Source organism: Salinisphaera sp. T5B8, assembly GCF_040361255.1.
In the GTDB taxonomy this organism is placed as follows: domain Bacteria; phylum Pseudomonadota; class Gammaproteobacteria; order Nevskiales; family Salinisphaeraceae; genus Salinisphaera.
In genome coordinates, this window is the sequence record NZ_APNG01000002.1 from 266,976 (window position 1) to 293,779 (window position 26,804).

24 protein-coding genes and 1 other RNA gene are annotated in these 26,804 nt (G+C 61.1%); 14 read left to right on the top strand and 11 right to left on the bottom strand.

Annotation, left to right across the window (positions count from 1 at the left end):
• Nucleotides 1-30: 30 nt before the first annotated feature.
• Both T5B8_RS03020 and T5B8_RS03025 read right to left on the bottom strand, forming a co-directional pair.
• Nucleotides 31-1,284, bottom strand: a complete 1,254-nt coding sequence (locus T5B8_RS03020; RefSeq protein WP_353176096.1) for a glycosyltransferase family 4 protein — start codon at nucleotides 1,282-1,284, stop codon at nucleotides 31-33.
• A gap of 97 nt (nucleotides 1,285-1,381) precedes the next feature.
• Nucleotides 1,382-2,401: a glycosyltransferase family 2 protein gene (locus T5B8_RS03025; protein ID WP_502950772.1), complete on the bottom strand. Its 1,020-nt coding sequence runs from the start codon at nucleotides 2,399-2,401 to the stop codon at nucleotides 1,382-1,384.
• Nucleotides 2,402-2,668: 267 nt separating this feature from the next.
• Here T5B8_RS03025 and T5B8_RS03030 point away from each other — a divergent pair, with 267 nt between their 5' ends.
• On the top strand, nucleotides 2,669-3,697 hold the full coding sequence (locus tag T5B8_RS03030) for a glycosyltransferase family 2 protein (protein WP_502950773.1): 1,029 nt from the start codon (nucleotides 2,669-2,671) through the stop codon (nucleotides 3,695-3,697).
• Nucleotides 3,698-3,751: 54 nt separating this feature from the next.
• Nucleotides 3,752-4,474, top strand: coding sequence for a hypothetical protein (locus T5B8_RS03035; RefSeq protein ID WP_353176100.1), 723 nt, complete (start codon nucleotides 3,752-3,754; stop codon nucleotides 4,472-4,474).
• Nucleotides 4,475-4,481: 7 nt separating this feature from the next.
• Here T5B8_RS03035 and glnE read toward each other — a convergent pair whose 3' ends face one another.
• From glnE to groES, 6 genes are all read right to left on the bottom strand, one after another.
• Entirely contained in the window at nucleotides 4,482-7,253 is a 2,772-nt protein-coding gene (glnE, locus tag T5B8_RS03040; protein ID WP_353176102.1) for a bifunctional [glutamate--ammonia ligase]-adenylyl-L-tyrosine phosphorylase/[glutamate--ammonia-ligase] adenylyltransferase, read from the bottom strand.
• Nucleotides 7,254-7,497: 244 nt separating this feature from the next.
• Nucleotides 7,498-8,442 (bottom strand): GDP-L-fucose synthase family protein, encoded by a 945-nt coding sequence (locus tag T5B8_RS03045; RefSeq protein WP_353176104.1) that lies wholly within the window; start codon nucleotides 8,440-8,442, stop codon nucleotides 7,498-7,500.
• A gap of 2 nt (nucleotides 8,443-8,444) precedes the next feature.
• Complete coding sequence (gmd, locus tag T5B8_RS03050) at nucleotides 8,445-9,515, bottom strand: GDP-mannose 4,6-dehydratase (protein ID WP_353176106.1); 1,071 nt, start codon at nucleotides 9,513-9,515, stop codon at nucleotides 8,445-8,447.
• 34 nt (nucleotides 9,516-9,549) lie between these two features.
• Complete coding sequence (locus T5B8_RS03055; RefSeq protein WP_353176107.1) at nucleotides 9,550-10,488, bottom strand: alpha-1,2-fucosyltransferase; 939 nt, start codon at nucleotides 10,486-10,488, stop codon at nucleotides 9,550-9,552.
• Nucleotides 10,489-10,626: 138 nt separating this feature from the next.
• Nucleotides 10,627-12,276: a chaperonin GroEL gene (groL, locus tag T5B8_RS03060; protein ID WP_353176109.1), complete on the bottom strand. Its 1,650-nt coding sequence runs from the start codon at nucleotides 12,274-12,276 to the stop codon at nucleotides 10,627-10,629.
• A gap of 56 nt (nucleotides 12,277-12,332) precedes the next feature.
• Complete coding sequence (gene groES, locus T5B8_RS03065) at nucleotides 12,333-12,620, bottom strand: co-chaperone GroES (RefSeq protein WP_006913560.1); 288 nt, start codon at nucleotides 12,618-12,620, stop codon at nucleotides 12,333-12,335.
• 291 nt (nucleotides 12,621-12,911) lie between these two features.
• Here groES and T5B8_RS03070 point away from each other — a divergent pair, with 291 nt between their 5' ends.
• From T5B8_RS03070 to T5B8_RS03125, 12 genes are all read left to right on the top strand, one after another.
• Nucleotides 12,912-14,198, top strand: coding sequence for an acetyl-CoA C-acetyltransferase (locus tag T5B8_RS03070; RefSeq protein WP_353176110.1), 1,287 nt, complete (start codon nucleotides 12,912-12,914; stop codon nucleotides 14,196-14,198).
• Between the two features lie 394 nt (nucleotides 14,199-14,592).
• Complete coding sequence (locus T5B8_RS03075; RefSeq protein WP_353176112.1) at nucleotides 14,593-15,927, top strand: sodium-dependent transporter; 1,335 nt, start codon at nucleotides 14,593-14,595, stop codon at nucleotides 15,925-15,927.
• A gap of 48 nt (nucleotides 15,928-15,975) precedes the next feature.
• Nucleotides 15,976-17,316, top strand: a complete 1,341-nt coding sequence (locus tag T5B8_RS03080; protein WP_353176113.1) for an alanine/glycine:cation symporter family protein — start codon at nucleotides 15,976-15,978, stop codon at nucleotides 17,314-17,316.
• 103 nt (nucleotides 17,317-17,419) lie between these two features.
• Nucleotides 17,420-18,424, top strand: coding sequence for a ferrochelatase (gene hemH / locus T5B8_RS03085; protein WP_353176114.1), 1,005 nt, complete (start codon nucleotides 17,420-17,422; stop codon nucleotides 18,422-18,424).
• Nucleotides 18,425-18,487: 63 nt separating this feature from the next.
• A complete protein-coding gene (gene sohB / locus T5B8_RS03090; protein WP_353176115.1) occupies nucleotides 18,488-19,543 on the top strand; it encodes a protease SohB in 1,056 nt (351 codons plus the stop codon).
• A 174-nt stretch (nucleotides 19,544-19,717) separates the two neighbouring features.
• Nucleotides 19,718-21,133: a DegQ family serine endoprotease gene (locus T5B8_RS03095; protein WP_353176116.1), complete on the top strand. Its 1,416-nt coding sequence runs from the start codon at nucleotides 19,718-19,720 to the stop codon at nucleotides 21,131-21,133.
• Nucleotides 21,134-21,252: 119 nt separating this feature from the next.
• A complete protein-coding gene (locus T5B8_RS03100) occupies nucleotides 21,253-21,450 on the top strand; it encodes a hypothetical protein (RefSeq protein ID WP_353176117.1) in 198 nt (65 codons plus the stop codon).
• A gap of 11 nt (nucleotides 21,451-21,461) precedes the next feature.
• Nucleotides 21,462-21,788, top strand: coding sequence for a cell division protein ZapA (locus T5B8_RS03105; RefSeq protein WP_353176119.1), 327 nt, complete (start codon nucleotides 21,462-21,464; stop codon nucleotides 21,786-21,788).
• Nucleotides 21,789-21,918: 130 nt separating this feature from the next.
• Nucleotides 21,919-22,100, top strand: a non-coding RNA gene (gene ssrS / locus T5B8_RS03110) — 6S RNA.
• Between the two features lie 42 nt (nucleotides 22,101-22,142).
• Nucleotides 22,143-22,739, top strand: a complete 597-nt coding sequence (locus T5B8_RS03115; RefSeq protein WP_353176121.1) for a 5-formyltetrahydrofolate cyclo-ligase — start codon at nucleotides 22,143-22,145, stop codon at nucleotides 22,737-22,739.
• A gap of 45 nt (nucleotides 22,740-22,784) precedes the next feature.
• Nucleotides 22,785-23,261, top strand: a complete 477-nt coding sequence (locus T5B8_RS03120) for an EVE domain-containing protein (RefSeq protein WP_353176123.1) — start codon at nucleotides 22,785-22,787, stop codon at nucleotides 23,259-23,261.
• 50 nt (nucleotides 23,262-23,311) lie between these two features.
• Nucleotides 23,312-23,698 carry a nuclear transport factor 2 family protein gene (locus T5B8_RS03125; RefSeq protein ID WP_353176125.1) on the top strand — a complete coding sequence of 129 codons (387 nt, stop codon included), beginning with the start codon at nucleotides 23,312-23,314 and terminating at the stop codon, nucleotides 23,696-23,698.
• Nucleotides 23,699-23,840: 142 nt separating this feature from the next.
• Here T5B8_RS03125 and T5B8_RS03130 read toward each other — a convergent pair whose 3' ends face one another.
• From T5B8_RS03130 to T5B8_RS03140, 3 genes are all read right to left on the bottom strand, one after another.
• Nucleotides 23,841-24,464 (bottom strand): hypothetical protein, encoded by a 624-nt coding sequence (locus T5B8_RS03130; protein WP_353176127.1) that lies wholly within the window; start codon nucleotides 24,462-24,464, stop codon nucleotides 23,841-23,843.
• Between the two features lie 258 nt (nucleotides 24,465-24,722).
• On the bottom strand, nucleotides 24,723-25,784 hold the full coding sequence (locus T5B8_RS03135; RefSeq protein WP_353176129.1) for a glycosyltransferase family 9 protein: 1,062 nt from the start codon (nucleotides 25,782-25,784) through the stop codon (nucleotides 24,723-24,725).
• A complete protein-coding gene (locus tag T5B8_RS03140; protein ID WP_353176131.1) occupies nucleotides 25,781-26,758 on the bottom strand; it encodes a cation diffusion facilitator family transporter in 978 nt (325 codons plus the stop codon). The genes T5B8_RS03135 and T5B8_RS03140 overlap by 4 nt, the downstream gene beginning before the upstream one ends.
• Nucleotides 26,759-26,804 lie beyond the last annotated feature (46 nt).

A 26,804-nucleotide genomic window follows, 5' to 3' on the forward strand; every position in this document is an offset into this window, starting at 1 on the left:
AGCGTCAGCCGTTCACCGCCATGGCCGAGCCTATGCCGGCCCAGCCGCCAGACGCATAATGGCGCGATCGAGTGCCGGTCCATAATCGACGACCGAAAAACGCTGGCCCACATGGACCAACCCCGCCCGGCTCGCACGATGATAAGCCGCATCGCTGCCGAGCAACGTCATCACCGCAGCGGCAATGCCATCCGGCGTCGGGGCACGCGGGGCGACGAGTTCATCCTGGCGCGGATCGTAAACCCATGGCACCCCCAGTTCGGCCTGGCCATCAAGTTCGCGGGCGTATTCCGCCAAAGACCATTCCGGCGCGACCAGACTTTGTGCATGCTGTGTCGCGGCGAGTGTTTCCGGCAGGCCGTCGACCCAGGTGGCCACCACGGGGCACCCCCGAGCCTGGGCTTCGATGCTGGTACGCCCGAACGGCTCGCGCATGGATGCGACAAGCATGATGTCGATCGCATCATAGAATGCGCGCATATCATTAACAGCACCCTCGAAGCGCACGAAACGCGACAGCCCCAAGGTGTGTGCGGCTTCCCGCAGCGCCGCTTCGCGTTCCCCCGTCCCGGCAATCGCCAGGCGCGCATCGATGCCATGAACGTCGCGTAGCACCTTGAGCACATGCAGCGCGATCAGATGTCCCTTGAGTTCGATCAGCCGGCCTGCACTGCCCAGCCAGATTGGCCATTGCTGCGGTAACGCCGTGCGCGCAGCGTCTACGTCGAGAATACCGTCGATCGCGCAATAGACCCGCTCGGTCGGCCCCTGCCAACCCCAGCGCAGCGCCAGCATGCGCTCCGCGGCCAGACTGTTACTGATCACGCCCTTTGCACGGGCCATATAGGCGCGCGCGTGGCGGCGCTGCTCACGCCATGCCTGCCCGTGCTCGTAATGGATAAGCGGCAAGGCTGCCTGTTCGGCGATGTCTGCGATATCGCGATTGCCGATGCTGTTCCACCCGACCAGCGCCGTCTCATGGCCGCGTACCAATTGGGCCGTGGCCGTACGGGCGCGCAGATGGCGAGCCGCGCGTGGCAAACGGATTCCGTGCCAGCGGGCTAGCGTGCGACGGGCAACCGTTCGCATCGGCGGTGCAACCACGGGCGTGAAACGTGGATGGATCTCGCCGTGCACGATTACGGTGTCGGCATGCCCGGCACCACGCCGATAGTCGGCGTATTGCGCAAACGATACCTCGGCGCCGCCCACGACATTTAGATTAAGCCGATAGATCAGGGCAGCCGGCGCCGCTCGACCATTCGATTCAACCGAATCGCCCATGTCTTGTGTCATCGCCTTTGTATTCACGAAAGGCCTGGAACGTCGATTAGGCGCGTCCTACTCAGTCGACGGGCGAGCGGGCGCATCAACAGGTCGCTCATTCCGGTTCCTTGCCTACCGCGCGACTGTCCAGATAACCACGCAGACGGCCGGCCCGCACCTGCCACTGCCAGCCATACTTGAGCCGAAAATGGCGTGGCCCGAAGGCAAAAGGCGCATAGCGTAGCCAGGCCCGAAGTGCGCCGGACCAATAGCGCAACGGCACGCCGAAGACATAGAGCCCGCGCTCAGAGCGACCATGCGTTAGCGCCATACTGCGCCCCCATAGATAGGCGCGCGACCAGACCGCTTTCACGGTCAGTTGCTCCGGGCGCACGCGGTGCTCGGCGCGTGCCGCGGGCACATACACATACGGGTGATAACCCAATCGCGCCAGCCGATACTCGAATTCGGTCTCATCGCCCATCAGGCGATGCGTCCCCCCGGGCCCGAGTCGCTCATCGAAACGGTGCTCGCCGATGGCGCTGCGCCGGATCATCATGTTCGGGCCGAGCGGCACACGGGTCGTCAGGCCCTCATCTTCACGTGCCTCGTAGTAGGCGAACATGGGGCTCTGGCGTACGTAGCGCTGGTCTTGAACCCAGTCCGGCGCACCGGCGGGAAATACGGGAATAATCGGGCCGCCGAAGATTGCATGATCCGGCCAGCGCCCTGCGGCGTCGATGTAGGATTGCAGCCAGTCAGGGCCCAGATTGACGTCGTCGTCGATAAAGACGACCAGCCCATCGTCGATCTGCTCGAGCGCACGATTGAGGGCCCGCGGTTTGCCCGGCTGCGGCTCGCTGAGCGCCAACAGCTCAAATCGGGTATCGGCCGCAAAACGCGCCAGCACATTGGTTGTTTCATCCTCGCTCGCGTTATCGACGGCAATCACGCGCCAGCGCGCATGATCGACCCGTTGCTGGCCAAGACATTCGAGCGTGGCTGCCAGCGAACGCGCACGATTGTGGGATGCGACCACGACGGTTACGCACTGATGAACGGATGGAGACAGGGGTTCGGTCGGCATCGTGACGGTCTGTGAAGTCCCAAATTGAAGGCTATGGCGCCGGTCCATGCGACTCAATGCTTCTGAGGGATCGCCTGTACGACATGGACAGCGACCGGGTAAAAATACCAACCGCCGCGCGCGGAGTGCTATCGTCTGGCTCGGAGCCGCTTATTGGCGAGCATCGAATACAGCGACCTTGATGAAACATAATAACAACCCGCGAAAGGCACGAGTCCATTGGCTAGCAGCCCGATAGAGTCCAGGCCGAGCGAGGGCGGCGCGCAGCCCTGTTTGAACACGGAGGGCGGGCATGAGCCATCATGCCGGGTCACTGTGCTGATGCCGGCATTCAACGTCGAGCACTACATCGCTGCAGCGATCGAGAGCGTGCTTGCACAAACCTTTACCGATTTCGAGCTTCTAATCATAGATGACGGCTCGACCGACGCCACGCCGGCCGTGATTGCCGGCTTTGCGGGCGACCCGCGGCTACGTGTCGTTACCCATGCAGAGAATCGCGGCCGGCCGATGGCACGCAATCACGGCGTTGACCTGGCACGCGGCGAATATATTGCTTTTCTAGACGCCGATGATCTGTGCGCGCCGCACAGACTACATCGGCAAGTGTCGTATCTCGACGCTCATACCGATATCGCGGGCGTTGGCAGCTGGATGAACTGCATCGATGCCCGCGGCAATGCATTGCCCGGCCAAACATACGCCGTGCCTACCGACGCCGACGACATTGCCTGTCGCATGCTCTATGACTGTGCGCTGGTCCAAGGTTCGATGATGTTGCGCAGGTCGGCTTTCGAACACTACCGCTACGATGAGGCGTTCTGGATCGCTCAGGATTACGAGCTATGGGCGCGCATGATCAGAACGCTCAAGTTCGCCAATCAACCCGAGCCGATGACGAGCTATCGGCGACATGACAGCCAGGTGTCTGTTACCCATACGCCGGCCCAGCGCGAGGCCGACTTGGCGATTTATAGCCGCCAACTCGCCGCCCTTGACGTCGAGCACAGCGACCATGATCTATTGCGACACGGCTGCCTGTTCAAATGCCACGGCCGCAAACCGGTGCTGAAACACACAGGTCGACCATTCGATATAACCTATTTGCGCTGGTGTCGGATATGGCTGGAAAAATTACTGCAGGCGAATGAACGACACCAGATCTATCCAGAACCGGCATTTTCCAACATGATCGTACATCGCTGGTTGTTTGCGTGTCGCAAAGCGGCACGTACCAGCTCCTGGTTGACGGTCGCGGTTGAGTTTTCAAAATCCCCGCTTTCCTTGCGTGTGACTACTTACCACTGGAATAAGTCCAAAACTGCTGCGCGGCCTGCCCCCTGACGACCCGACGCAACCATTACTCACGTCAAATTCACGTAACGGTCTATCTGTTTTATGAGGTTATTCGGAAAACCCGCGAAGCCGACACCAGCGCCGCGCTCCAGCGAAGAGATCATCCGCGCCTACGAAAACAACGAAAACATCACGCGTGACGAGTGCCGAATACTCTACGACCTGGTCGAAGACCCCTGGGATCTGGGCTCGCAGACACATTATGAATCCTATGCCCACTTGATCGCGGTCACCGACAAGTACATCGACTGGGCTAATATCGACTGGGTGGTCGATTACGGCAGCGGTGTGGGCACCTTCACCAAGGCGCTCAAGGATGCCCACCCGCATATTCGCTCGCTCGGCATCGACTTCGACCGTGCGCGCGAAGCGGCCGACCGGCGTTTCGGAAACGATTTGTTCGACGCGTTCTATGAGATGACGCCCGGCACGAGTGAATACGACCTGATGCGCGATGGCTTGCCGGATATCGATCTCGCGCGCGTGTGTATCTGCTTTATCAACAGTACCTATTACGTGTTCACAGAGCAGCGGCGGCGCCAGCGAATCGAACATATGTCACGGCTGATTGGGCGCTTCGAGGAACGGGCTCGAACCAATGCCGTCAAGTATCTGCTCGTGACCGCCAACAATACCGATCGGGCCGCGGTCGATGCGATCAACAAGCGCGGTGCGGAACTGGTCTATCTATCACGCGATCTGGAACTGGCCAGCCGTATCGCACAGTTCAATTCCGAACTGCATACCCGCGTATGGCAACGATGAGTCGAGATCAGTTGTGTTCGTCTGCGGCCTCTTGCATATCGCTGATCCAGGCCTGCCATATTGCGGCCACCGCACGGCGCTGTTCGGCGTATTCGTCGGCCTTGATCATGGCTCGCTGACGTTGCAGCGACTGCGCATGGATGATGCGCCGATAACGTCGATAAGCCGAGGTAAGCGTCTTGATGTCGGCGTATTCCGCCCGCCCAGCTGATTCGTAGGTTTCCAGTACCCGAATCGCGTCGGTAAAGATCAAAAGTTCCGGGCACTCTGCACCGTAGGCGAGTGCGATGAACTGGGCGATGAACTCGATATCGATCAGCCCGCCGGGCATTTGTTTTACGTCGAGACATTCACCCTGACTTTCGTCCTTGACCCCGCGCATGCGATCCCGCATACCGCAGACCTCGCGCGCCAGTTCTTTTATATCGCGACGCTTGCCGAGCACCGCGCGCCGGATCTCTTCAAAACGCGCACCCAGGCCTTCGTGGCCACTGACCGGCCGCGCGCGCACCAGCGCTTGATGCTCCCAGGTCCAGGCGTGCTCCTGCTGATAACGCTCGAAGGCATCGATGTGCGTGACCATCATGCCGGCCTTGCCGCTCGGGCGCAGACGCATATCGATTTCGTATACCCGCCCGGCCGCGGTCTGCGTACTCAGCACATGGATCAGGCGCTGCGCCAGGCGCGTAAAAAACGCCTGGTGCGTAAGCTGACGATCACCGTCGGTCATCGCCTGGGTGGCGCCGTCGTAGACGAATACCAGATCCAGATCGGAGGTATAGCCCAGCTCCAGACCACCCAGCTTGCCGTAGGCGATGATTGCGAACGGCGCGCGTTCGCCGTTGTCGTCGCGGGGTGTGCCATAGCGACGGGTCATCTGATGCCAGGCCATATCAAGGGCCACATCGAGTACGAGTTCGGCCAGCTCGGTGAGATGATCGGACACGATCATCAGCGGCATGGAATTGCTGACGTCCGCCGCGGCAATACGCAACGTCGCACTCTGCTTGAAGCGCCGCAGCGTATCCATACGCAGTTCGAGATCATCCGCGTCGATGGCCGCCATATCGGCGGCAAGACTGGCCGCCAATTCGGCACGCCGCGGCGGGCGATAGAGCTGGCGCGGGTCCAACAGACTGTCCAGCAACGAGGGCTGCGCGCGGATACGACTGGTAATCCACTCACTGGCCGAACACAGCCGCATGAGCGTGGACAGTGCAGCCGGATGCTCCACCAGCAAGGCCATGTACGTACTGCGGCCGACGATGGCGGACAAAACACCAATGGTGCGCGTGATCGCCAAATCGGGATCGTCGGCGCGTGCGGCGGCACTGAACAACAAGGGGATCAGCCGCGCGATCCAGCGCCGCCCGCGATCCTCGAGGCCACGATAAAGACTCTGGCCCTGGATCTCTGCCAATGCCTCGCGTACGGCAACGACATTCTCGATGCCATATTCGGCCAGCAACTCGCGCGACTGCGCTTCGTCGAGATCGCCATCCCAGAAAGCGCTCAGGCGCTGGGTTTCTGCGTCGGCCGAGGTGTCGTCAGCCTGCGGCGACACGAAGACCTGCTCGAACGCCTGGTGGACGCCATCCCGCGTGTCCTGCATGGCCTGGCTGAACGCGTTCCAGCTGTCGTATCCCATCGACTCGGCGAGCGCCACGCGCTCTTGCTCGTCTTCGGGCAGCTCGTGGGTCTGGCGGTCGTCGACCATTTGCAGTCGATTTTCGGCACGACGCAGGAAGCGATAGGCGGTTTCCAGCTCCTGTGCTGTGTGCGACGGTAAATGGTCGTCTTGCGCCAAACGCTTGAGCGTCGGTAGCAAGCGGGCATCCTGCAACGAGGGCTCTTGGCCGCCACGAATCAGCTGAAACGCCTGGACGATAAATTCGATCTCTCGAATGCCGCCGCTGCCGAGCTTTATGTTGTTCTGCAATTCGGCCTTGACGACCTGTCGATCGATCAGCGCTTTCATCTCGCGAATCGACTCGAACGTGCCGTAATCGAGGTAGCGCCGGTACACGAACGGACGTAGCGCCCGAATCAGGCTTTGCCCGCCGTTCAGATCGCCGGCCACCGGCCGTGCCTTGACCCAGGCGTAGCGCTCCCATTCGCGCCCGTGCGCCTGGTAGTAATTCTCCATTGCCGTGATGCTCGCGGTCAGCGCGCCGGAATCGCCGAACGGCCGTAATCGCGTATCAACGCGATAGACAAACCCCTCGGCTGTCGTTTCGCTCAGGATCTGGACCAGCCGCCGGGCAACGCGCTTGGTATAGCCTTCGGCATCCAACGGCTTGTCGCCATCGGACTCGCCCAGCCCGCGGTAGGCAAAGATCAGATCGATATCCGAAGAAAAATTCAGTTCACGACCGCCAAGCTTGCCCATGCCGATCACGATAAGCCGCTGCGCGTGGCCTTCGGCATCGCGCAAGACGCCGTGCCGTTCCTGAACAGCCTGCTCGGCCGCGACAAGGGCTGCCTCGATACAACGATCCGCCAGCGTGCTCAATGCCCCCAGTGTGGTTTCCAGCGCATCGATGCCGGCCAAATCACGCCAGGCGATGATCGCCATGCTTTCGTTTCGATAGGCTCTCAGCGCGGCGTCGAAATCTTCTATCTTTTTGCAAACCGGGGCGTCGTCCAGAAATTCAGTCGCATCGCCCTCCAGGCGTCCGGCATCGACCAGCACCTGCATGCGCTGCGGATGGGCAGAACACCACGTGTCGAGGAAATGACTCCAACGGCGAATCTGCGCCTGCGGTTCAGATACGTTCACACCACTCCAATCCTGGCTGCCGGCTGACCCTGCCGACTTTAACAGGCGTGGTGGCCCTACGGCCGGGATTCATCGATGGCGAGATATTCGACGGCACTATCCACCAGGTCGGCGCCATCAATATATAGAGGGCGCTTCTTGCCACGCGGGACGAAAAGCCACACGCGCTCCTGAGCAACACCTCGCCCAATCACGGCCGTGGCCCGGTCGGTCTTCGTTGACCGCCGGCTTACCGCTTTCCGCGCTAGCTACCTGCGTCCACAAGGAACGCACTATAGGTTGCTTCAATGCCTTGTCGAAGCGGCGTCGATGCATGCCAACCGGTTGCGTGGACCCGCGACACATCGAGCAATTTGCGTGGTGTGCCGTCCGGCTTGCTGGTATCGCACACGATCTCACCCTCGAATCCGACGACGTCCGCGACCAGGCGAGCCAGGTCAAAGATCGAAATGTCTTCTCCAACACCCACATTCACCGGCGCCGCCTGGTCATAGCTGTCCATGAGATGGACACAGGCATCCGCGAGATCATCCACGTACAAAAACTCTCGGCGTGGCCGGCCACTCCCCCAGATCGTGACTTGTCCGGCACCCTCGACCTTGGCCTCGTGGCATTTGCGTATCAGCGCCGGAAGTACGTGCGAGGTTTCGAGATCGAAATTGTCGCCCGGCCCGTACAGATTGGTCGGCATCACCGCGATGGCATTGAAACCGTACTGCTGCCGATAGGCCTGACAGAGCTTGATGCCTGCAATCTTGGCGATCGCATACCATTGGTTGGTTGGCTCGAGCGCCCCCGTGAGCAGGGCGTCCTCGTGGATAGGCTGCTCCGCGTGTTTCGGATAAATACAGGACGACCCGAGAAAGAGCAGCTTGCGCACGCCGTGACGATAGGCCGCATCGATCACATGGGTCTGAATCAGGAGATTCTCGCGCAAAAAATCTACCGGTGCGCGGTCATTAGCCAGAATACCGCCAACCCGAGCAGCCGCGAGATAAACCTGATCGATATCGTGTTCAGCAAAAAACCGATTCACGGCATCGGCATTGGTCAAGTCCAGGTCGGTCGAGCTGCGTGTGAGAATCGAGGTCTCGCCCTGTCGACGTAGCCGGCGTTCGATCGCCGAGCCCACCAACCCCCGATGCCCGGCGACGTATATCGAGCCGCGGCTTTGGCGTTCGCGATGCATCTTCAGTTCCCTGTTCGATTCGGCCCATGCATCTGTTCGCGTTTCGCCGCGAGCAGGTCGTGGGTCACCATCTCCGAAACGAGCCCATCGAACGACACCTCAGGCCGCCAGCCGAGACGCTCGCGCGCGCGAGAGGCGTCGCCAAGCAACGACGCCACTTCCGTGGGCCGATAGTATCGCGGGTCCACACAGACAATCGTTCGACCCGTAGTGCGGTCGATCGCGCATTCGTCCACACCGCCTCCCTGCCACTCGATCGTCATATCGAGATGCGCGGCCGCCGCCGAAACAAACGCGCGCACGCTGTGTTGTTCACCAGTCGCGATCACGTAGTCGTCTGGCTTGTCCTGCTGCAGCATCAACCACATGGCACGAACATAATCACGGGCGTGGCCCCAGTCGCGTAGCGCGTCGAGGTTGCCCAAATAGAGCCGTTGCTGCAGGCCGAGCTTTATTCGTGCGAGTGCCCGCGTGATCTTTCGCGTGACGAACGTCTCACCGCGACGCGGCGATTCGTGGTTGAACAGAATGCCGTTCGAGGCATGCATGTCATACGCCTCCCGATAATTGACGACGGCCCAGAAGCTATAGAGCTTGGCCACTGCATAAGGCGAGCGTGGATAGAACGGCGTGGTTTCGTTTTGCGGAACGGCCTGGACCTTACCGTACAGCTCGGACGTCGACGCCTGATATAGCCGCACCTTTTCCTGCATTCCCAGTATGCGTAAAGCCTCGAGCAGCCGCAGCGTACCCAGCGCATCCGCGTTGGCGGTGTACTCCGGTGTTTCGAACGACACCTGCACGTGACTCTGAGCAGCAAGGTTATAGATTTCGGTCGGCTTCACTTCCTGAATGATACGAATCAGATTCGTGGCATCGGTCATGTCGCCATAGTGCAGAATGAAACGCGGCTGCTGCTCGTGCGGATCTTCGTATAGATGGTCAATGCGCTGCGTATTGAAAGACGACGCACGCCGCTTGATGCCGTGCACTTCATAGCCTTTTTCCAACAGGAGCTCGGTTAAATACGCACCGTCCTGACCGGTGACTCCCGTAATCAGTGCGCGCTTCATTGCGTATTCTGCCTGCTGGTTGATATGCGCGTACTCACGGCAGCACGATCCATTCTTCGGGCAGGATGTCGAGCTCGCGCGTAGCAACATTGCCGAACCATTGCGCTGGCGCCACCACCTTCTTCGCAGGGTCCGGATTAAGCCACGCCCCCCACCAAGAAAACGAGGAATTCGCAATGATGTGTGCCTTGCAAAGGCTCATGAGTGCCATGTCTTCATAGTTCCTGTTCTCGCCTTGCTCATTCATGTACATGACTTGGTAAGGCAGCTCGATATTGTCTTTTACCCACGCCAGGTCATCTGAAAAGACCAGAAAAACAGGCTCGGCATCGTATTGCGCTGCCAGGTGTGCGGCGGCCTGCTCATAGTATTGCGGCGTACAGCAGGGGTGCATCGCGTTGCCGACGTAATCGCCACGCCGCACATGAACCGAGATCGGCGTGGCATCGACCTCGTTTGGCCAGACTGCCCCGGCCGGCGACGGCAGCCGGATATCCGACCGGATCGTCTCGGCATAACGAACAAAGTACTTTTCCGTCTGCCAGTAACCATCTAGGTAAACAGGCGGCCGATGACGCAGCAGGTGCGGGTCATAACCATGACCAACCTGCTCTATTCGTTTCGGCCTACTGCCCGTCCAATACAGAATCGAATTCCGCGCGGCCCGTCGAATCCGCTTGTATGGCGAAGGCGAAGTGCTCGCTCGCGGTGCGATTTGAGGTTGCGTGGCCACGTCATAGTCCGCCAACAGCGCATCCAAACAAAACGCCATAGGGCCAGACGTTTGAACATCGCTCACGTCGAGCTTTAACGGCACACCGTGATGCAATGAAAGCGCTCGCGCTGTTGCATACTGGAACAGCTGGTTGCCCAGGCCGCCTTTCATTCGAACGGTTATATAGCTGATCTCGTTCTCCAACTGACAAAGCCGCGGCGTACGAGCGTCACTACGAAGCCGCTTGAAGATCGGCACGGATATAGGCTCGCAGAGCATCAGCCATCCATGTGAACTTCGAGCGGAAATTACACATAAAAAAACCCCGCCACAAGCCGTGGCGGGGTTGTCTTTCACGCGCTATGGGCGTGACAGGACAGGCAATGAGCCCATGATTTACATCATGCCGCCCATTCCGCCCATGCCACCCATGCCACCCATATCGGGGGCACCGCCCTTGTCGTCGTCCTCGGGGACGTCGGTCACGGCGGCTTCGGTCGTCAGCATGAGGCTGGCGATGGAAGCGGCGTTCTGCAGCGCGGTACGGCTGACCTTGGTCGGGTCGAGAATACCCATGGCGACCATGTCACCGTATTCGCCAGTCGCGGCGTTGTACCCGTAGTTGCCTTCCTTGGAAAGCACTTCGTTGACCACGACGGACGGCTCGGCACCGCTGTTGTGCACGATCTGGCGCAGCGGCTCTTCGACCGCACGACGCAGGATACGGATACCCGCGTCCTGATCGGCGTTGTCGCCCTTGGCGTTTTCGATCGCCTTGAGGGTGCGCAGCAGGGCCACGCCGCCGCCCGGGACGATGCCTTCTTCGACGGCTGCACGGGTGGCGTGCAGGGCGTCTTCGACACGCGCCTTCTTCTCTTTCATCTCGACTTCGGTGGCCGCACCGACCTTGATCAGTGCCACACCGCCGGCGAGCTTGGCCACGCGTTCCTGCAGCTTCTCCTTGTCGTAGTCCGAGGAGCTTTCCTCGATCTGCGCACGGATCTGCTTGATGCGGGCTTCGATATCGCTGTTCGGGCCGGCGCCGTCGATGATGGTGGTGTTCTCTTTCGAGATCTGCACCTTCTTGGCTTCGCCCAGATCATCCAGCGTAGCCTTCTCGAGGCTCATGCCGAGATCTTCCGAGATCACGGTGCCGCCGGTGAGCACGGCCATGTCTTCCAGCATCGCCTTGCGACGATCGCCGAAACCGGGCGCCTTCACAGCGGCGACCTTGACGATGCCACGCATGTTGTTGACCACCAGCGTCGCCAGGGCTTCGCCCTCGACGTCTTCGGAGATGATCATCAGCGGACGGTTCGCCTTCGCCACGTTCTCCAGCAGCGGCAGCATGTCGCGGATGTTGGAGATCTTCTTGTCGTGGAGCAGGATGTACGGGTTATCCAGCTCGGCCTGCATCGTCTGGTTGTCGGTGACGAAGTACGGCGACAGATAACCGCGGTCGAACTGCATGCCTTCGACGACATCCAGCTCGTTGGACAGGCCGGAGCCTTCCTCGACCGTGATCACGCCTTCCTTGCCGACCTTGTTCATCGCATCGGCGATGATCTTGCCGATATCGGCGTCGGAGTTGGCCGAGATCGAGCCCACCTGGGCGATGGCTTTTTCGTCGTCGCAGGGCTTGGACAGGTTGGCCAGTTCGGCCACGGCCGCGTCGACGGCCTTGTCGATGCCGCGCTTGAGATCCATCGGGTTCATGCCCGCGGAAACGGCTTTCACGCCTTCGCGCACGATGGCCTGGGCCAGAACCGTGGCGGTGGTGGTGCCGTCACCGGCGATGTCGGAGGTCTTGGAAGCGACTTCCTTGACCATCTGCACGCCCATGTTCTCGAACTTGTCTTCGAGTTCGATTTCCTTGGCGACCGAGACACCATCCTTGGTGATCGTCGGCGCGCCGAAGCTCTTGTCGAGCACAACGTTGCGGCCCTTCGGGCCCAGCGTCACCTTGACGGCGTTCGCGAGCGTGTTGACGCCGCGTACCAGACGCGAGCGTGCGTCTTCGCCAAAACGTACTTCTTTAGCTGCCATTGCTAGCTTCCCCTAAATACTGTGTGCGTAAACGGTGAACGTCAGCGACGCGGGCGTTAGCCCAGCACCGCCAGGATGTCGTCTTCGCGCATTACGACGACTTCGTCACCGTCGACCTTGATTTCGGTGCCCGAGAACTTGCCGAACATGACCTTATCGCCGACCTTGACTTCCGGCTTGCGCGTTTCGCCGTTATCCAGCGGCTTGCCGTTGCCAACCGCGACGACTTCGCCGCGCTGGGGCTTTTCGGCCGCCGTATCGGGAATGACAATACCCCCGGCCGTCTTCTGCTCTTCCTCGAGCCGTTTGATGACGACACGGTCATGTAAAGGACGGATATTCATGCCACCCTTCTCCTCGAAACGTTGGTTGTTGATCAAAACATATTGCCGACGTGCCATCTTCGGCCGCCGGGAGAGAGCGTCTTCATTGACGTTCTCAATCACCGCCATTGATGCGGCCGTGGCGCAGCCTTTCAAGAGCGCATCGATATTTTTTTCCGCTCGCGCCCACGAGCGAACGTTTTGAAGCCCAACAGGATTTGAAAGGGTTTCTTGTCACTTTGCACTGCAACAATTATCTTGGGCGCGTCAATCAACCGCGCCGGCATCGGGCCGGCGACACTGGAGGGATCAATGGCTGAGAACATGCCACGCCGAGTCGCCATCGTCGGCGGCGCCCGTATTCCGTTCTGCCGCTCGAACACCAAGTACTCGCATCAGTCCAATCAGGACCTGCTCACCGCCTCGCTCAAGGCGCTATCGGAAAAATACAAACTCGCCGGCAAGCAGATCGGCGAAGTCGCCGGCGGCGCGGTGCTCAAGCATGCGCGCGACTTCAACCTGACCCGTGAAGCGGTGCTCGGCACCGACCTGGATCCGCATACCCCGGCCTTCGACGTACAGCAGGCCTGCGGCACCAGCCTCGAAGCCACCCTGCTGATCGCCAACAAGATCGCCATGGGCCAGATCGACTGCGGTATCGCCAGCGGTGTGGACACCACCTCGGATGCGCCGATCGCGATCAACGAAGAACTGCGCAAGATCCTGCTCGACGTCAACCGCGCCAAGACGGGCGGCGAACGCGCGAAGCTCCTGGCCCAGATCCGGCCACGTCATATCGTGCCGAACTTCCCGGGCGTGTCCGAGCCCCGTACCGGCCTGTCGATGGGCGAGCACTGCGAGCTCATGGCCAAGGAATGGAAGATCTCGCGCAAGGCGCAGGATGAACTGGCCGTGGCCAGCCACAAAGCCGCCGCCCAGGCCTATGTTGACGGCTTCTATGACGATCTGGTCTTCCCGTATCTGGGCGTCGAACGCGACAACAACCTGCGTCCGGATACCAGCGTCGAGAAGCTGGCCAACCTCAAGCCCGCCTTCGACAAGGAAAACGGCACGCTCACCGCGGCCAATTCCACCCCGTTGACCGACGGCGCGTCTTCGGTGTTCCTGTGCAGCGAAGAATACGCCGAGGCCAACGGCCTGCCGGTACAGGCGTTCTTCACGCCCTATTCGCGCACGGCGGCCGTCGATTTTGTCGATGGCGGCGAAGGCCTGCTGATGTCGCCCACCTATGCCGTGGCCGACATGCTCGACGCGGCCGGGCTGACCCTGCAGGATTTCGATTTCTACGAAATCCACGAAGCCTTCGCCGCGCAGGTGCTGTGCACCCTCAAGGCGTGGGAATCCAAGAAGTACTGCAAGGAACGTCTGGGCCGTGACACGCCGCTGGGCTCGATCGATACCAGCAAGCTCAACGTCAAGGGCTCGTCGGTGGCACTGGGCCATCCGTTCGCTGCCACCGGGACCCGTATCGTGGCGACGCTGGCCAAGATCCTGGATGAAAACGGCGGCGGCCGCGGCCTGATCTCCATCTGTGCCGCGGGCGGTCAGGGCGTGACCGCGATCCTGGAAAAACCGTAACGCCATATCCAAAGGGCATCGAAGGGCCCTTAAGGCGAATGAAAAGACGGGCCACGTGCCCGTCTTTTTTTGTGTGCGGCACGCGCGGCAGCAGACCAACCGGCCGGCATCGCAGCGATTCACACGCTGCGCCACGACTATCCACCGGTTGCGCGGCCACTGATCACGACGCACGCAGGCCTGTGATCCAAATGGATAGAGGACAGCATGATTCTAAGATGGCAGGATGACAAAACCGTGTCGGCGCAAGGGGAAATCACAGGCCGGCACGAATAATGCAAAGCCAGCGTAGCAGGCACAGACCCTTACACTACGGCGACGATTCAGCAACACAATCAGGGGGTAGCATGAACAGCAACACGATTATCGATGGCATTATCGGGCTGACCCGGCCATGACGGCAGCCCGCGAACATTGGGGAAGTCGCCTCGGGTTCATCATGGCCTCGGCGGGTTCGGCAGTCGGGCTCGGCAATGTCTGGAAATTTCCGTACATGGCCGGTGAAAACGGCGGCGGCGCGTTCCTGATCATCTATCTGGGCTGTGTGTTGTTTTTCGGCCTGTCGCTGGTCATGGCCGAACTCCTGATCGGGCGAATGACCCAGCTCAACCCCGTCGGCGCCTTTCGCAAGCTCGGCGGCCGCGCCTGGGCCGGCGTCGGGGCCATGGGCGTACTCACTGCGTTCATCATCCTGTCCTTTTATATTGTGGTCGCCGGCTGGACGCTGGCCTATATCGTGTTCATGGGCGAGAACACCTTTGGTGGCCTGAACGTCGACCAAAGCACGGCGATATTCGAAGGCTTCGTGGCCTCGCCCGTCCAACCGCTTATCTACGCCGCCGTCTTCACCGTTCTCATGGTCGGTGTGGTGCTGGGCGGGGTCGCCTCGGGCATCGAGCGCGCATCGAAATGGCTCATGCCGCTATTGTTCGTACTACTCGTGGTTCTGGCGATTCGTGCGGTGAGCCTACCCGGCGCCGGTGAAGGCGTGGCCTTCTATCTGATGCCGGATTGGAGCCGTGTGACGGCCGGCACCTGGGGTGGTGCGATCAGTCAGGCGTTTTTCTCCTTGTCGCTGGGCATGGGCGCCATGCTCACCTATGGCTCCTACATGTCGCGGGATCAGAACCTGCCCCGTGATGCATCGCTTGTGGTGGGCCTGGATACGCTGGTCGCCCTGCTGGCCGGGCTCGTGATTCTGCCAGCCGTTTTTTCTGCCGGCATGGAGCCCAGCGCCGGCGCGGGGCTCACCTTCATGACCTTACCCACGGTATTCGCGCAAATGCCGGCCGGGGCGATATTCGGGCTGGCCTTTTTCGTGCTGCTCGCTATCGCCGCACTGACATCGGCCGTATCGCTACTCGAAGTGGTGGTGAGTTATCTCGTCGACGACAAGGGCATGAGCCGTTTCAACGCGGCCGTAGCCACGGGCGTCGTGATCTTCATCCTCGGCATTCCGGTGTCCCTGTCGCAAGGGATCTGGGCAGAACACACGATCGCCGGGATGACCTTCCTGGATTTCGCCGATTTCGCCACCGCGCAGGTAATGATGCCGATTGGCGGTCTGCTGATTGCATTGTTCGTGGGCTGGCAGCTGGGACCGCGTGCCGTCGAGTCGCTGAAGTCGCATCCCGATCAGTCGTTGCCACTGGCCGGGCTGTGGTTGTTCATCCTGCGCTTCGTCGCACCGCTCGGGATTGCCTGGATTCTGCTACAGGGGTTTTTCTAAATAACGTCATTCGGGTTGCATACGTAGCCCATACAGGGGGATTCAAAAATGGAAATGCTTACTAACGCGCTGAGCACGCTCAGCGGCTGGGTCTGGGGCCCGGTCATGCTGATACTGCTGCTGGGCACGGGTATCTATCTGACCGTGGGGCTGCGCGGCATCCCGCAGCGCAAGCTGTTCTACGGGTTTTCGATGCTGTTCGCCGGGCGCAAACAGACCACCGAGCCCGGCGATATCACGCCTTTTCAGGCACTGGCCACCGCACTGGCGGCCACCGTCGGCACCGGCAATATCGCGGGCGTGGCCACCGCCATCCACCTCGGGGGACCGGGCGCGGTGTTCTGGATGTGGGTGACCGCCATCGTGGGCATGGCCACCAAGTACGGCGAAGCCGTGCTGGCGGTGAACTTTCGCGAAACCAATCGCGATGGTGCCTATGTCGGCGGGCCGATGTACTACATTCGTAACGGCCTGGGCGCGAACTGGAAATGGCTGGCCTTCGCCTTTGCCCTGTTTGCCACGGTCGCGGCCTTTGGCATCGGCAATACCGTGCAATCCAACTCGGTATCCCAGGTATTCGACGAAACCCTGTCGATCCCGCGCTGGCTGACCGGCCTGGTCATGGCGGCCGGCGTGTTCGCGGTGATTATCGGCGGCGTGCAACGCCTGGCCAGCGTCACCGACAAGCTCGTGCCGGTGATGGCTATTGTCTACGTGATTGGCGCGGCCGTCGTACTCATCCTCAACGCCAGTGAAGTCCCGGGCGCGATCGGGCTGATCTTCTCCGATGCCTTCACGGGCACCGCGGCCACCGGCGGCTTTGCCGGCGCCGGTATCATCATGGCCATTCGGTTTGGCGTGGCCCGCGGCATCTTCTCCAACGAAGCCGGTCTGGGCAGCGCGCCAATCGCCCATGCCGCTGCGCGCACCGATAGCCCGGTGCGCCAGGGCGTGGTCGCCATGCTCGGCACGTTCATCGATACCCTTATTGTCTGCACCATGACGGCACTCGTGATTATCGCCACCGGTGCCTGGTCGTCCGGCACCACCGGCGCGCAGTTGTCCGCCGAGGCCTTCACCACCGGCATGCCCGGCCCCGGCGGCTGGATCGTAAGCTTCGGCATGGTGATCTTCGCCTTCTCCACCATGCTCGCCTGGAGCTACTACGGCGAACGCACGGCCGAGTACCTATTCGGCTCGCGTATCGTCACGCCCTATCGCCTGCTGTGGGTGGTGGCCGTGTTCGTCGGCGCGATCGCCAAGCTGGATTTCGTGTGGCTGGTCGCCGACGTAATGAACGCGCTCATGGCGATACCGAACCTGATCGCGCTGGTGCTGCTCGCGCCGGTGGTGTTCAAGCTCACGCGCGCCTATTTCGATAAGACGTAGGTGACCACGCCGCGGTAAAATGGGTGACGGGATGCAGCCGGCCGGTTGCATCCCGTATCATCGCCCCTACGTATCGTACCCCGCGACACGATAGCGAGAGCCCATGCCGAATTCCCGCAGCGCGCAGCGCCCTATCGGGGTGCTTTTTACCAATCTGGGCACGCCCGACGACACGTCGGTACCGGCGGTACGCCGCTATCTCGCCGAATTTCTGAGCGACCGCCGTGTGGTCGATCTCAACCGCGCGTTATGGCTGCCCATCCTCTACGGCATCATTCTCACCTTCCGGCCGAAGAACTCGGCCGAGGGCTATCGATCGGTGTGGACCCCGGAAGGCTCACCGCTACTGGTGTATGCCCGCCGTCAGGCCGAGCAGATCCAGGCCCGCCTCGACCGCGAAGTCGAACGTCCCGTTCATGTGGCGCTGGCGATGCGCTATGGCAACCCCTCTATCGAAACCGGTCTGCGCGAGCTCGATGCCGCCGGCTGCAAACAGGTACTGGTGGTACCCGCCTATCCGCAATATTCGGCCACCACGGTGGCGACCACCTTCGACAAGATCGGCGAAGTGCTCGCCGACTGGCCGGAACCGCCGGCGCTACGACAGATCAACCGGTATTACGACGAGCCCGGCTATATCCAGGCGCTGGCCAACTCGGTACGCGAACATTGGGCCGAACACGGGCGCGCCGACAGGCTGGTGATGTCGTTTCACGGCATCCCCAAGCGCTATGTGAAAAACGGCGATCCGTACCCGCGCGATTGCGGCATCACGGCGCAATTGCTGGCGACCGAACTCGGGCTGACACGCAGTGAATACAAGGTCTGCTTCCAGTCCCGCTTCGGCCGCGAACCCTGGCTCCAGCCCTATCTCGACGAGACGATGAAAGCCTGGGGCGCGGCCGGCATGAAAAGCGTCGACGTCATGTGCCCCGGCTTTTCTTCGGACTGTCTGGAAACACTCGAAGAAATCAAGGAAGAAAACCGCGAATACTTCGAGGAAGCCGGCGGCGGCTCGCTGCGTTATATTCCGGCCCTCAACGACCGCGACGATCATGTGGACATGTTCACCCGTCTGATCAAGCGCGAACTCTCGGGCTGGATCTGACCGGTCGACTCACATGTCGACAGAATTCGCCCCTCCCATCTCCTTAACGAATAAAGGCGTGCCATGGAGCTGATCGCCGACTTCGCCCTGAATTACGGGCTGTTTCTTGCAAAGGCGCTGACCGTGGTCATCGCCCTCGGCCTGGCCGTGGGCTGGATATTGAGCATGGTCGCCCAGGCCCGCGCCGCGCGCGAGGGCGATCGGCTCAAGATCACCCATGTCAACGAGCGCCTTGAGCGCATGGCCGATACGCTCAACGCCACCCTGCTCAACGACAGCGAGCGCAAGGCCCGCCACAAGCGCAAGAAAGTCGAGGAAAAGCAACGCCGCAAGGCCGAAAAACTGGGCAAGCGCCACGAACCCGCACGCTTGTTCGTGCTCGACTTCGATGGCGATATCCGCGCATCCGCCGTGGAATCGCTACGCGATGAAATCACCGCCCTCATGCAGGTGGTAGAAGCCGAAGACGAGGTCATGATTCGCCTGGAATCGGCCGGCGGCATGGTTCATAGCTACGGCCTGGCGGCCTCCCAGCTGGCGCGCCTGCGCGACGCAGGTGTTCGCCTGACCGTGTGCGTGGATCGCCTGGCCGCCAGCGGCGGTTACATGATGGCCTGCGTGGGCGAGCGCATCGTCGCCGCGCCCTTTTCCATCATTGGCTCCATCGGCGTGGTCGCCCAGATTCCCAATTTTCATCGCCTGCTCAAGGACAAGCAGATCGATTTCGAACTGCATACCGCAGGCGATTACAAGCGCACGCTCACCGTGTTCGGCGAAAACACCGAAGAAGGCCGGGCCAAGTTCCGCGAAGAACTCGAAGACACCCACGGTCTGTTCAAGCATTTCGTGGCCCGCTACCGGCCCGCACTGGATATCGACCGCGTGGCCACCGGCGAACACTGGCACGGCACGCAGGCGCTCGATCTGGCCCTGGTCGATGAAGTCGCCACCAGCGACGATGTCATGCTCGCCGCCGCCCGCGACGGGCGCGACGTCTTTACCGTGGCCATCGAACACAAGAACGGCCTGATGGCGCGTATCGCCGAACAGTCCCGACTGGCGATCAGCCGCAGCCTGGGTGAAAGCGGTCTGGCCCGCGTGGTACATCGGGCGCGCTAGCGCGCCGCCCTGCGGGCATAGCGGGCCCATTTTGTCCGCTGTGCCCTGCAACTGCCTGTATTGGCCAGGTTCTCGCACACCCCATGAAACTCGTATGCCTTGATACGGTCTTAGGCTGCGGGACGATCCGGGGTACGCCGGTCGTATGGTGAACACACCAACGAGAAAGAACCTATGACGCCAATCGCACGTACGCGTTTCACGACGCTGATTTTTTCCTTTTTCCTGTTAATGACTTTGAGCAACGCGCAAGCCGCCATACCCAGCGGCATGCTCAGCGGCGACAACCCGTCGCTCGCACCCATGCTCGACAAGGCCCTGCCGGCCGTGGTCAACGTGGTGGTCACCGGCAAACCGCAGCAGATGCCGGATAACCCGCTGTTCAACGACCCCTTCTTTCGGCGCTTTTTCGACATGCCCGAACAGCAACAGCAGCGCCAGATGCCGCGCCAGCCCACCGCTGCCGGCTCGGGCGTGATTGTCGACGCCGACAAGGGCTATGTGCTGACCAACCACCACGTGGTCACCGACGCCGAGAAGATCGTGGTCCGTCTCAACGACAACCGCGAGTACGAGGCCAAGCTTATCGGCGACGATCCGGAAACCGATATCGCGGTTCTGCAGATCAAGACCGACGACAAACTCACCGAACTGCCCATCGCCAACTCCGACGATCTGCGCGTGGGTGATTTCGTGGTCGCCATCGGCAACCCCTTCGGCCTGCGTCAGACCGTGACCTCGGGCATCGTCAGCGGCCTCGGCCGGCACGGGCTGGGCAATCGCTACGAAGACTTCATCCAGACCGATGCCTCCATCAACCCCGGTAATTCCGGCGGCGCCCTAGTCAATCTCCAGGGCGAACTGGTGGGCATCAATAGCGCCATTCTGTCGCGCACCGGCGGCAATATCGGTATCGGCTTCGCCATTCCCAGCAATCTGGTCAACAGCGTCTATACCCAGATCGCCGAGAACGGCGAGGTCCAGCGCGGGCGCCTGGGCGTGGTCGGCCAGAACCTGACCGCCGATCTGGCCTCCGCCTTCGACCTGGATATCAATCAGGGCGTGGTCGTGGCCCAGGTCATGCCGGATTCGCCGGCGGCCAAGGCCGGAATCAAAGAGCGTGACGTGATCACGCAGGTCAACGGCAAGGACATCGACGACTTCTCGCAGCTGGCCAATGCCATCGGTCTGAAATCACCCGGCGACAAGGTCACTATCACCCTGTTGCGCAACGGCAAGGAACGCGAGGTCAAGGCCACGCTCGGCAACGCAGCCGACGCGCCCGACAGCGCCGGCACCGCGGGCGGTAACAGCAGCGACCTGGCCGCCGGGTTGCAAGGCGCGAGCTTCGGCCCGCTCACCGACGACAATCCGCTGGCCGGGGAAGTCGAAGGCATCGTGGTAACCGATGTCGAACGCGGCTCGCCGGCTGCACGTGCGGGCCTGCGCCCGGACGACGTGATCACGTCGATCAACCGGCAGCCGATCAAAGACGTCTCACAGCTGTCCAAGCTCGCCGGCCCGGATACGAAGCAACTGCTGTTGCACGTACGACGTGGCCGCGGCGCGCTGTTCCTGCTGATCCGCTAGTCCGCTTACGCGATCCACGCGATCGCTACTCGAGGCCCGGCTTTTTGCCGGGCCTTTTTTTGCATATTTCCCGCAGCGCCTGCCGGGCGCTATACTCGGAGCCCTGTCCAGGGAGCGCTATGAGCCAGTTCGAGATCGCCCACTTCGAAGACCGTGTCGAGGCCTTGATCCAGGCCTATCGCGCGCTGCTGCGCGATTACGAAGCGCTCCAGCATACTTATGAGCAGGAACAGGCCCGCAATCGAGAAACGCGCGAACGTCTCAACGGCGTGATCGAACGTATTCGCGCCCTCGAGGCGGAAGCCGACAACGCCTAACGGATCGACGCATGCCGCCAGAAAAACAAACCGCGCTGACCATCCGTATCCTCGGCCGCGATTATTCCATCGCCTGCCCGGAGGGCGAGCGGGAAAGCCTGTTGCATTCCGCCGAATACCTGTCGCGGCGCATGCATGCGATCCAGCGCAAGGGCAAGACGCTGGGCATAGAGCGCATCGCGGTGATGGCCGCGCTCAATATTGCCCGCGATCTGATCGCAGCCGAACGCCGGCTCGAACGCCAGGACGCCGGCCTGCCCGCCACCGACGGCGAAATCACCGAGCGCCTGTCGCAGCTCCAGCTGCATATTGAATCCGCGCTCAAGGAACCCAACTAGCCGCGAGACGCGTCCTCGCGCGCGATGACCGCCCTCGCGCTGCGATAATCGCCGCCAGCCCCGGCACACGCGATCCTTCGATCGCATGATTGGCACCACCGCTTCGAGCCGCGTATCATCAATCTTGCCGGCACTCCTGCGGTGTTCGACGACCTCCCGGTTCCCCTTGAGCCTAAGTACCTAAACCGGGGTGGGAAACGTCGCAGGTGAGTACGCCCGCCTTGCTGCGGGAAACCTAATGCGGCGTGGAACGCCCCACTTGAGCATTCGTCTCAAGGATAGTGGACGGTCGACGGCACAGGCGGGAGTGTCGGCCCTTTCGTTTTCTCTGCCAGTCGTGGATGCTGTCACGCCATGAGCGTTTCCATCGACGACCAGCGCCGCGCCGCACTGCGCGCGCGCCGCCGCCTTGCCCCCCAGCAAGCCCATATGGCGAGCCGCCAGGCCTGCCAACGCATTGCACGGCTGCCCGTATTCCGGCGTGCGCGCCGTATCGGCCTGTACTGGCCCATGCGCCACGAAGCCGACCCGCGCCAGCTGCTGCCCTATTTCCAGGCACACCAACAGGCTTTCTTACCGCGCGTCGCCGGCCAGCAGCTCGAATTCGTGACGATCGACGGTCCCGGTTTTCGTCAGCGCCGCAGCGCACTGGGCATCGTCGAGCCTACCCTGCGCCATGCCCGGCCCGTGGCCGCGCTCGATCTGCTCATCATGCCCCTGGCCGCGTTCGATGCCGCCGCGCGCCGTATCGGCATGGGTGGTGGCTTTTACGACCGCACCCTCGCGGCCAAGCGCAATGGCGGTTTTCGCGGCCCCTGGCTGCTGGGCCTGGCCTTCGATGTGCAGCGCGTCGACCCGATCGCCACCCGCGCATGGGATATTCCTCTGGATGCAGTGGCCAGCGATGCCGCCATCTACCGGCGCGCGACCTGCCCCGGGTCACTACGGTAAACTCGGGCGCAACGCACTCAATACGTTTTAAAGGACTGGCTACGCATGCGTTATTGGCTGATGAAATCCGAACCGGACGAGTTCAGTATTCAGGATCTACAACAGCGCAAGAACCAGACCGAAGGCTGGGACGGCGTACGCAACTATCAGGCGCGCAATTTCATGCGCGACGATATGTCGGAAGGCGATCTGGCTTTCTTCTATCACTCGAACACCAAAGTGCCCGGCGTGGTCGGCATCATGCGTATCTCGCGGGCCGGCTATCCGGACGACACCGCCTTCGACCCCAAGGATGCCCACTACGACCCCAAATCCGATCCGGCAAAGCCGCGCTGGTATCGCGTCGACGTCACCTTCGAGCGCGAACTCGAACGCGTGATTTCCCTGGCCGAAATCAAGGATCATGCTGACGAGCTCGGCGATTTCCCACTGGTGCGCAAGGGCAACCGTCTGTCAGTCATGCCGGTGGATAAAGAGCACTGGGATTTCATTCTCGGCCTGGAACACAACGCACCGGAGTAGCCCATCCCTGCGCACGTCGTCCTGCGCCCCAACTTAAAGAGGCCCGATTCATGCCCCAAGATCCGATTGCCGCGTGGCACGAACTCGTCGAACGCCGTAGTCCTGAAGGACTGGATGCGCTGGTTGACGAAAACGCCGTGTTCTACTCGCCCGTCGTCCACACGCCGCAAACCGGCAAAGCGGTCACGGTGCAGTACCTCAGCGCAGCACTACAGGTTTTCGTCACCGACGATTTCCACTACGTGCGTCAGGTAAAAGACGACAACAACGCCATCCTCGAATTCGAGGTGGAACTAGACGGCATCCAGGTCAACGGCGTGGATATGATCCGCTGGAACGACGCCGGCAAGATCACCGAATTCAAGGTAATGCTACGACCGCTGAAGGCCGTCAACCTCATCCATCAGAAGATGGCGGCCATGCTGCAGGCGCGCTAGATCCCGCCCGCATAGTCCCAGAGACACGCGCTCGCGCTGTGCCGACCGGTATCAGCGCCATGACGCCGGCATCGTCCTTGATGCGCTTGCCCCATTTAAGCGTGGCGCGCATACGCGTGATTTCGTCAACCAACACCGTCTATTAATTCTTATTTCTCGCCTCAGAACGGCCAAAAAAAAGTTTAATAAAAAACTGCAAGTATCCGATTGAAGCGGTAGCTGCGTACATCAAATACAACTGGAAGAAAAGACGCTGCTCGGTCCAGACGGTCCGACTATCGAGTGCACTGCTGCTCGCCCATGTCTCAAAATCATCAGAAATCGGAGAGGCAAAGGCGATTGTCCCGAGCAAAACAATAACGGCAGTAAATATCGCCTTAGTGAGTTCCGTTCGCCTACAACAGTACCCGCGACCCAGTACGTCGCGCTCCTTTGTTTTACTAAGGATAAAAGTCTTGAACGCCTGCGCGTCGTTGTCGGACTTTGTAATAAGCTTTAATATCGAACGCGTATAAAACAAATTAGCTACAAGAATGACGACCAATAAACCGTAAAAGAAAAGTAGCTCGATCCGAGCAGGGCTTAGCGGCGCTCCGATATAACTTAAAAGTTCTTCGGCGTAATCTGGCGCCTCAAGTAAATATAGCGCTAACAATGCAACGCACCCTAAAATCGGGACGAGATTAAAACTTGAACTGAATGAAGCCGGCCTCTCATTCTGCCACCAAGTGGTAAGTGACTTACGGCTTTGTTCGTGATGTTCCATAAGTACGAGCTTACTCGCAGCTTTGGTTGTTTAGCGAACGTATCACCTGCGTCGCTTTCCGCACGATATTCATCGATTAACACACAAGCGAATTGCGTTTTAGCGGGAAGTGAATATTTAAACAAAGATCCATCGTCGAACGGCGGTCACGCATTTCGGTAGCAATAAACCGCTTTCACATAGCCGCGCCGCGAGTACTCTCAAGGCGCTAGATGAATGCGGAGGTGATTCAAGCCTGCTTTATTAATACGGCAGGTCTTAGCCCCTAGCCAGCGCCTGATCTATACGCGCTGTCACCGCGTCGACCGGAATCAGCGCCATGACGCCCGCGTCGTCCTCGATACGGGTGCCCCATTTGAGGGTGTCCGGCGTGGCGTTGCGGTAGCGGGCCGCGGCTTCGGCGAAGTAGTCCACACAGAATTCGCGTGAGCGATAGGCGCCGCTGCGGCGTGGGTCGGTCGCGGCGTGCAGCGAGATCGTGGTGATGTCGGTCGCGTTGGCCATATGCGCCGGGCCGGAGTCGGGCGTGACCAGCACGCGCCCGCGCTCGAACAGGGCAATCAGCTGTTTGAGGCTGGTCTGGCCGATCAGGTTGGTGGCCGGCGCGGTCATGGCCGTTTCGATATCCGCGCCCATCTGGCGTTCGAGATCGCTCGGCCCGCCGACGAGCACGACGCGCAAGCCGTGTTCATGGGCGGCGTGATCGGCCACCGCGGCATAGCGATCGGCCAGCCAGTTGCGGCGCGTATGACTCGAACAGGGGCTGATGAACAGAATATCGCGCGGGTCGTCGCCGAGTAGTTCGTTTGCCCGGTCGCGGTCAGCTTCGGCGATCGGAACACGCCAGTCCATGACCGGTTCGGTCGCGCCCAGCATGCCGGCAAAGGCGAGAAAGCCATCGACGACATGTCGGCTTTCCACGGCGGGGATACGTTCGCGCACGAACAGGCGCTGGGCGTCGCGCGCTCGGCGGGCATCGAAGCCAATACGCCGGTCGGCCTTGACCAGCAGACTGATGCGATTGGCCCGCCAGCTGGCATGCATATTCAACAGCGCATCGAAATGGCGACCGGCGAGTTGGCGCTTGAGATCGACAATCGCCGCACGCCCGCCGCGTTTGTCGTAGACCAGACAATCCACACCGGGAATATCGGCCACCAGCCCGGCTTCGGACTTGTTGATGATCCAGCTGATCTGGATATCGGGACGCGCCGCCTGCAGGGTCCGGATCGCGGGTACGACGTTGGCGCAGTCGCCGAGTGCCGACAGCCGCAAAATACAGACTCGGCGCGGTATTGCGTCCTGCCGCCCGCCGGTCATTGCGTAGGTTTGGCGTCGTCCGGCTCGCCGCTATCGTTTGCGCGCTTGTCATCGCCCGGCGACGGCCGGTCGGCCGAGCGCTCGGCTTCGATGAATATCCGTTTGACGTTTTCGCAGCGTGCCTTGATATCGCGATCCATGCGCTCGATCTCGGTCTGGATCTGCTCGCCGGTCAGGCCGCCGGCAAAGCGCACACTGATATTGACGAGAATGAAATTCGGCCCGACATGCATGGTCAGCACTTCGTTGACCCGGACAACGGCGTCGTGGGTGGACACCACGTCGCGAATATCGCGGACCACGTGCTGGTTGGCCGCTTCGCCAATCAGCAGGCCCTTGGTTTCGATCGCCAGCCATACGGCCGTGATCGCGAGGATAATGCCGATACAGATCGAGGCGATGCCGTCGAAGATCTCGATACCGGTGAGCTGGCCGGCCAGCAGCGCCGCGAAAGCCACCACCAGGCCGAGCATGGCGGCACTGTCTTCGAACAGCACCAGGAATGCGCCCGGGTCCTTGCCGCGGCGCACGGCCTCGAACACGCCCCACTTGCCCTTCACCCGGTTGAATTCCTTGGCCGCGACAAACCACGCCGCACCTTCGAAAAGCATCGCCAGGCCGAGCACGATGTAGTTGATCAGCGGGCTTTCGACCGGATGCGGGTGCAGCAGGCGATTCACGCCTTCGTAAATCGAAATGCCGGAACCCACCGCGAAGATGAGCACCGCGACCATGAAGCTCCAGAAATAGATTTCCTTGCCATAGCCAAACGGAAATTTCGTATCCGGCGGGCGTTTGGCCCGCTTCATGCCATAGAGCAGCAGCCCCTGATTGCCCGTGTCCACGGTCGAGTGAATGCCTTCGGCCATCATCGCGGCACTGCCAGTGAAGGCCGCGGCGACGAACTTGGTCACCGCAATCAGCAGATTGCCGGTGAGCGCGGCGATGATGACGGTCTTCGAACCCGAGGCCATGGCGTTATCCCTGAGAGACAAACGGCCGCCGCCCACACGGGCGACG

Coding starts and splice junctions, on each gene's coding strand:
- T5B8_RS03020 (WP_353176096.1), bottom strand. CDS start 1,284: ATGGGCGATTCGGTTGAATCGAATGGTCGAGCGGCGCCGGCTGCCCTG.
- T5B8_RS03025 (WP_502950772.1), bottom strand. CDS start 2,401: ATGGACCGGCGCCATAGCCTTCAATTTGGGACTTCACAGACCGTCACG.
- T5B8_RS03035 (WP_353176100.1), top strand. CDS start 3,752: ATGAGGTTATTCGGAAAACCCGCGAAGCCGACACCAGCGCCGCGCTCC.
- T5B8_RS03045 (WP_353176104.1), bottom strand. CDS start 8,442: ATGCATCGCGAACGCCAAAGCCGCGGCTCGATATACGTCGCCGGGCAT.
- gmd (WP_353176106.1), bottom strand. CDS start 9,515: ATGAAGCGCGCACTGATTACGGGAGTCACCGGTCAGGACGGTGCGTAT.
- groL (WP_353176109.1), bottom strand. CDS start 12,276: ATGGCAGCTAAAGAAGTACGTTTTGGCGAAGACGCACGCTCGCGTCTG.
- groES (WP_006913560.1), bottom strand. CDS start 12,620: ATGAATATCCGTCCTTTACATGACCGTGTCGTCATCAAACGGCTCGAG.
- T5B8_RS03070 (WP_353176110.1), top strand. CDS start 12,912: ATGGCTGAGAACATGCCACGCCGAGTCGCCATCGTCGGCGGCGCCCGT.
- T5B8_RS03075 (WP_353176112.1), top strand. CDS start 14,593: ATGACGGCAGCCCGCGAACATTGGGGAAGTCGCCTCGGGTTCATCATG.
- T5B8_RS03080 (WP_353176113.1), top strand. CDS start 15,976: ATGGAAATGCTTACTAACGCGCTGAGCACGCTCAGCGGCTGGGTCTGG.
- hemH (WP_353176114.1), top strand. CDS start 17,420: ATGCCGAATTCCCGCAGCGCGCAGCGCCCTATCGGGGTGCTTTTTACC.
- sohB (WP_353176115.1), top strand. CDS start 18,488: ATGGAGCTGATCGCCGACTTCGCCCTGAATTACGGGCTGTTTCTTGCA.
- T5B8_RS03095 (WP_353176116.1), top strand. CDS start 19,718: ATGACGCCAATCGCACGTACGCGTTTCACGACGCTGATTTTTTCCTTT.
- T5B8_RS03100 (WP_353176117.1), top strand. CDS start 21,253: ATGAGCCAGTTCGAGATCGCCCACTTCGAAGACCGTGTCGAGGCCTTG.
- T5B8_RS03105 (WP_353176119.1), top strand. CDS start 21,462: ATGCCGCCAGAAAAACAAACCGCGCTGACCATCCGTATCCTCGGCCGC.
- T5B8_RS03115 (WP_353176121.1), top strand. CDS start 22,143: ATGAGCGTTTCCATCGACGACCAGCGCCGCGCCGCACTGCGCGCGCGC.
- T5B8_RS03120 (WP_353176123.1), top strand. CDS start 22,785: ATGCGTTATTGGCTGATGAAATCCGAACCGGACGAGTTCAGTATTCAG.
- T5B8_RS03125 (WP_353176125.1), top strand. CDS start 23,312: ATGCCCCAAGATCCGATTGCCGCGTGGCACGAACTCGTCGAACGCCGT.
- T5B8_RS03130 (WP_353176127.1), bottom strand. CDS start 24,464: ATGGAACATCACGAACAAAGCCGTAAGTCACTTACCACTTGGTGGCAG.
- T5B8_RS03135 (WP_353176129.1), bottom strand. CDS start 25,784: ATGACCGGCGGGCGGCAGGACGCAATACCGCGCCGAGTCTGTATTTTG.
- T5B8_RS03140 (WP_353176131.1), bottom strand. CDS start 26,758: ATGGCCTCGGGTTCGAAGACCGTCATCATCGCCGCGCTCACCGGCAAT.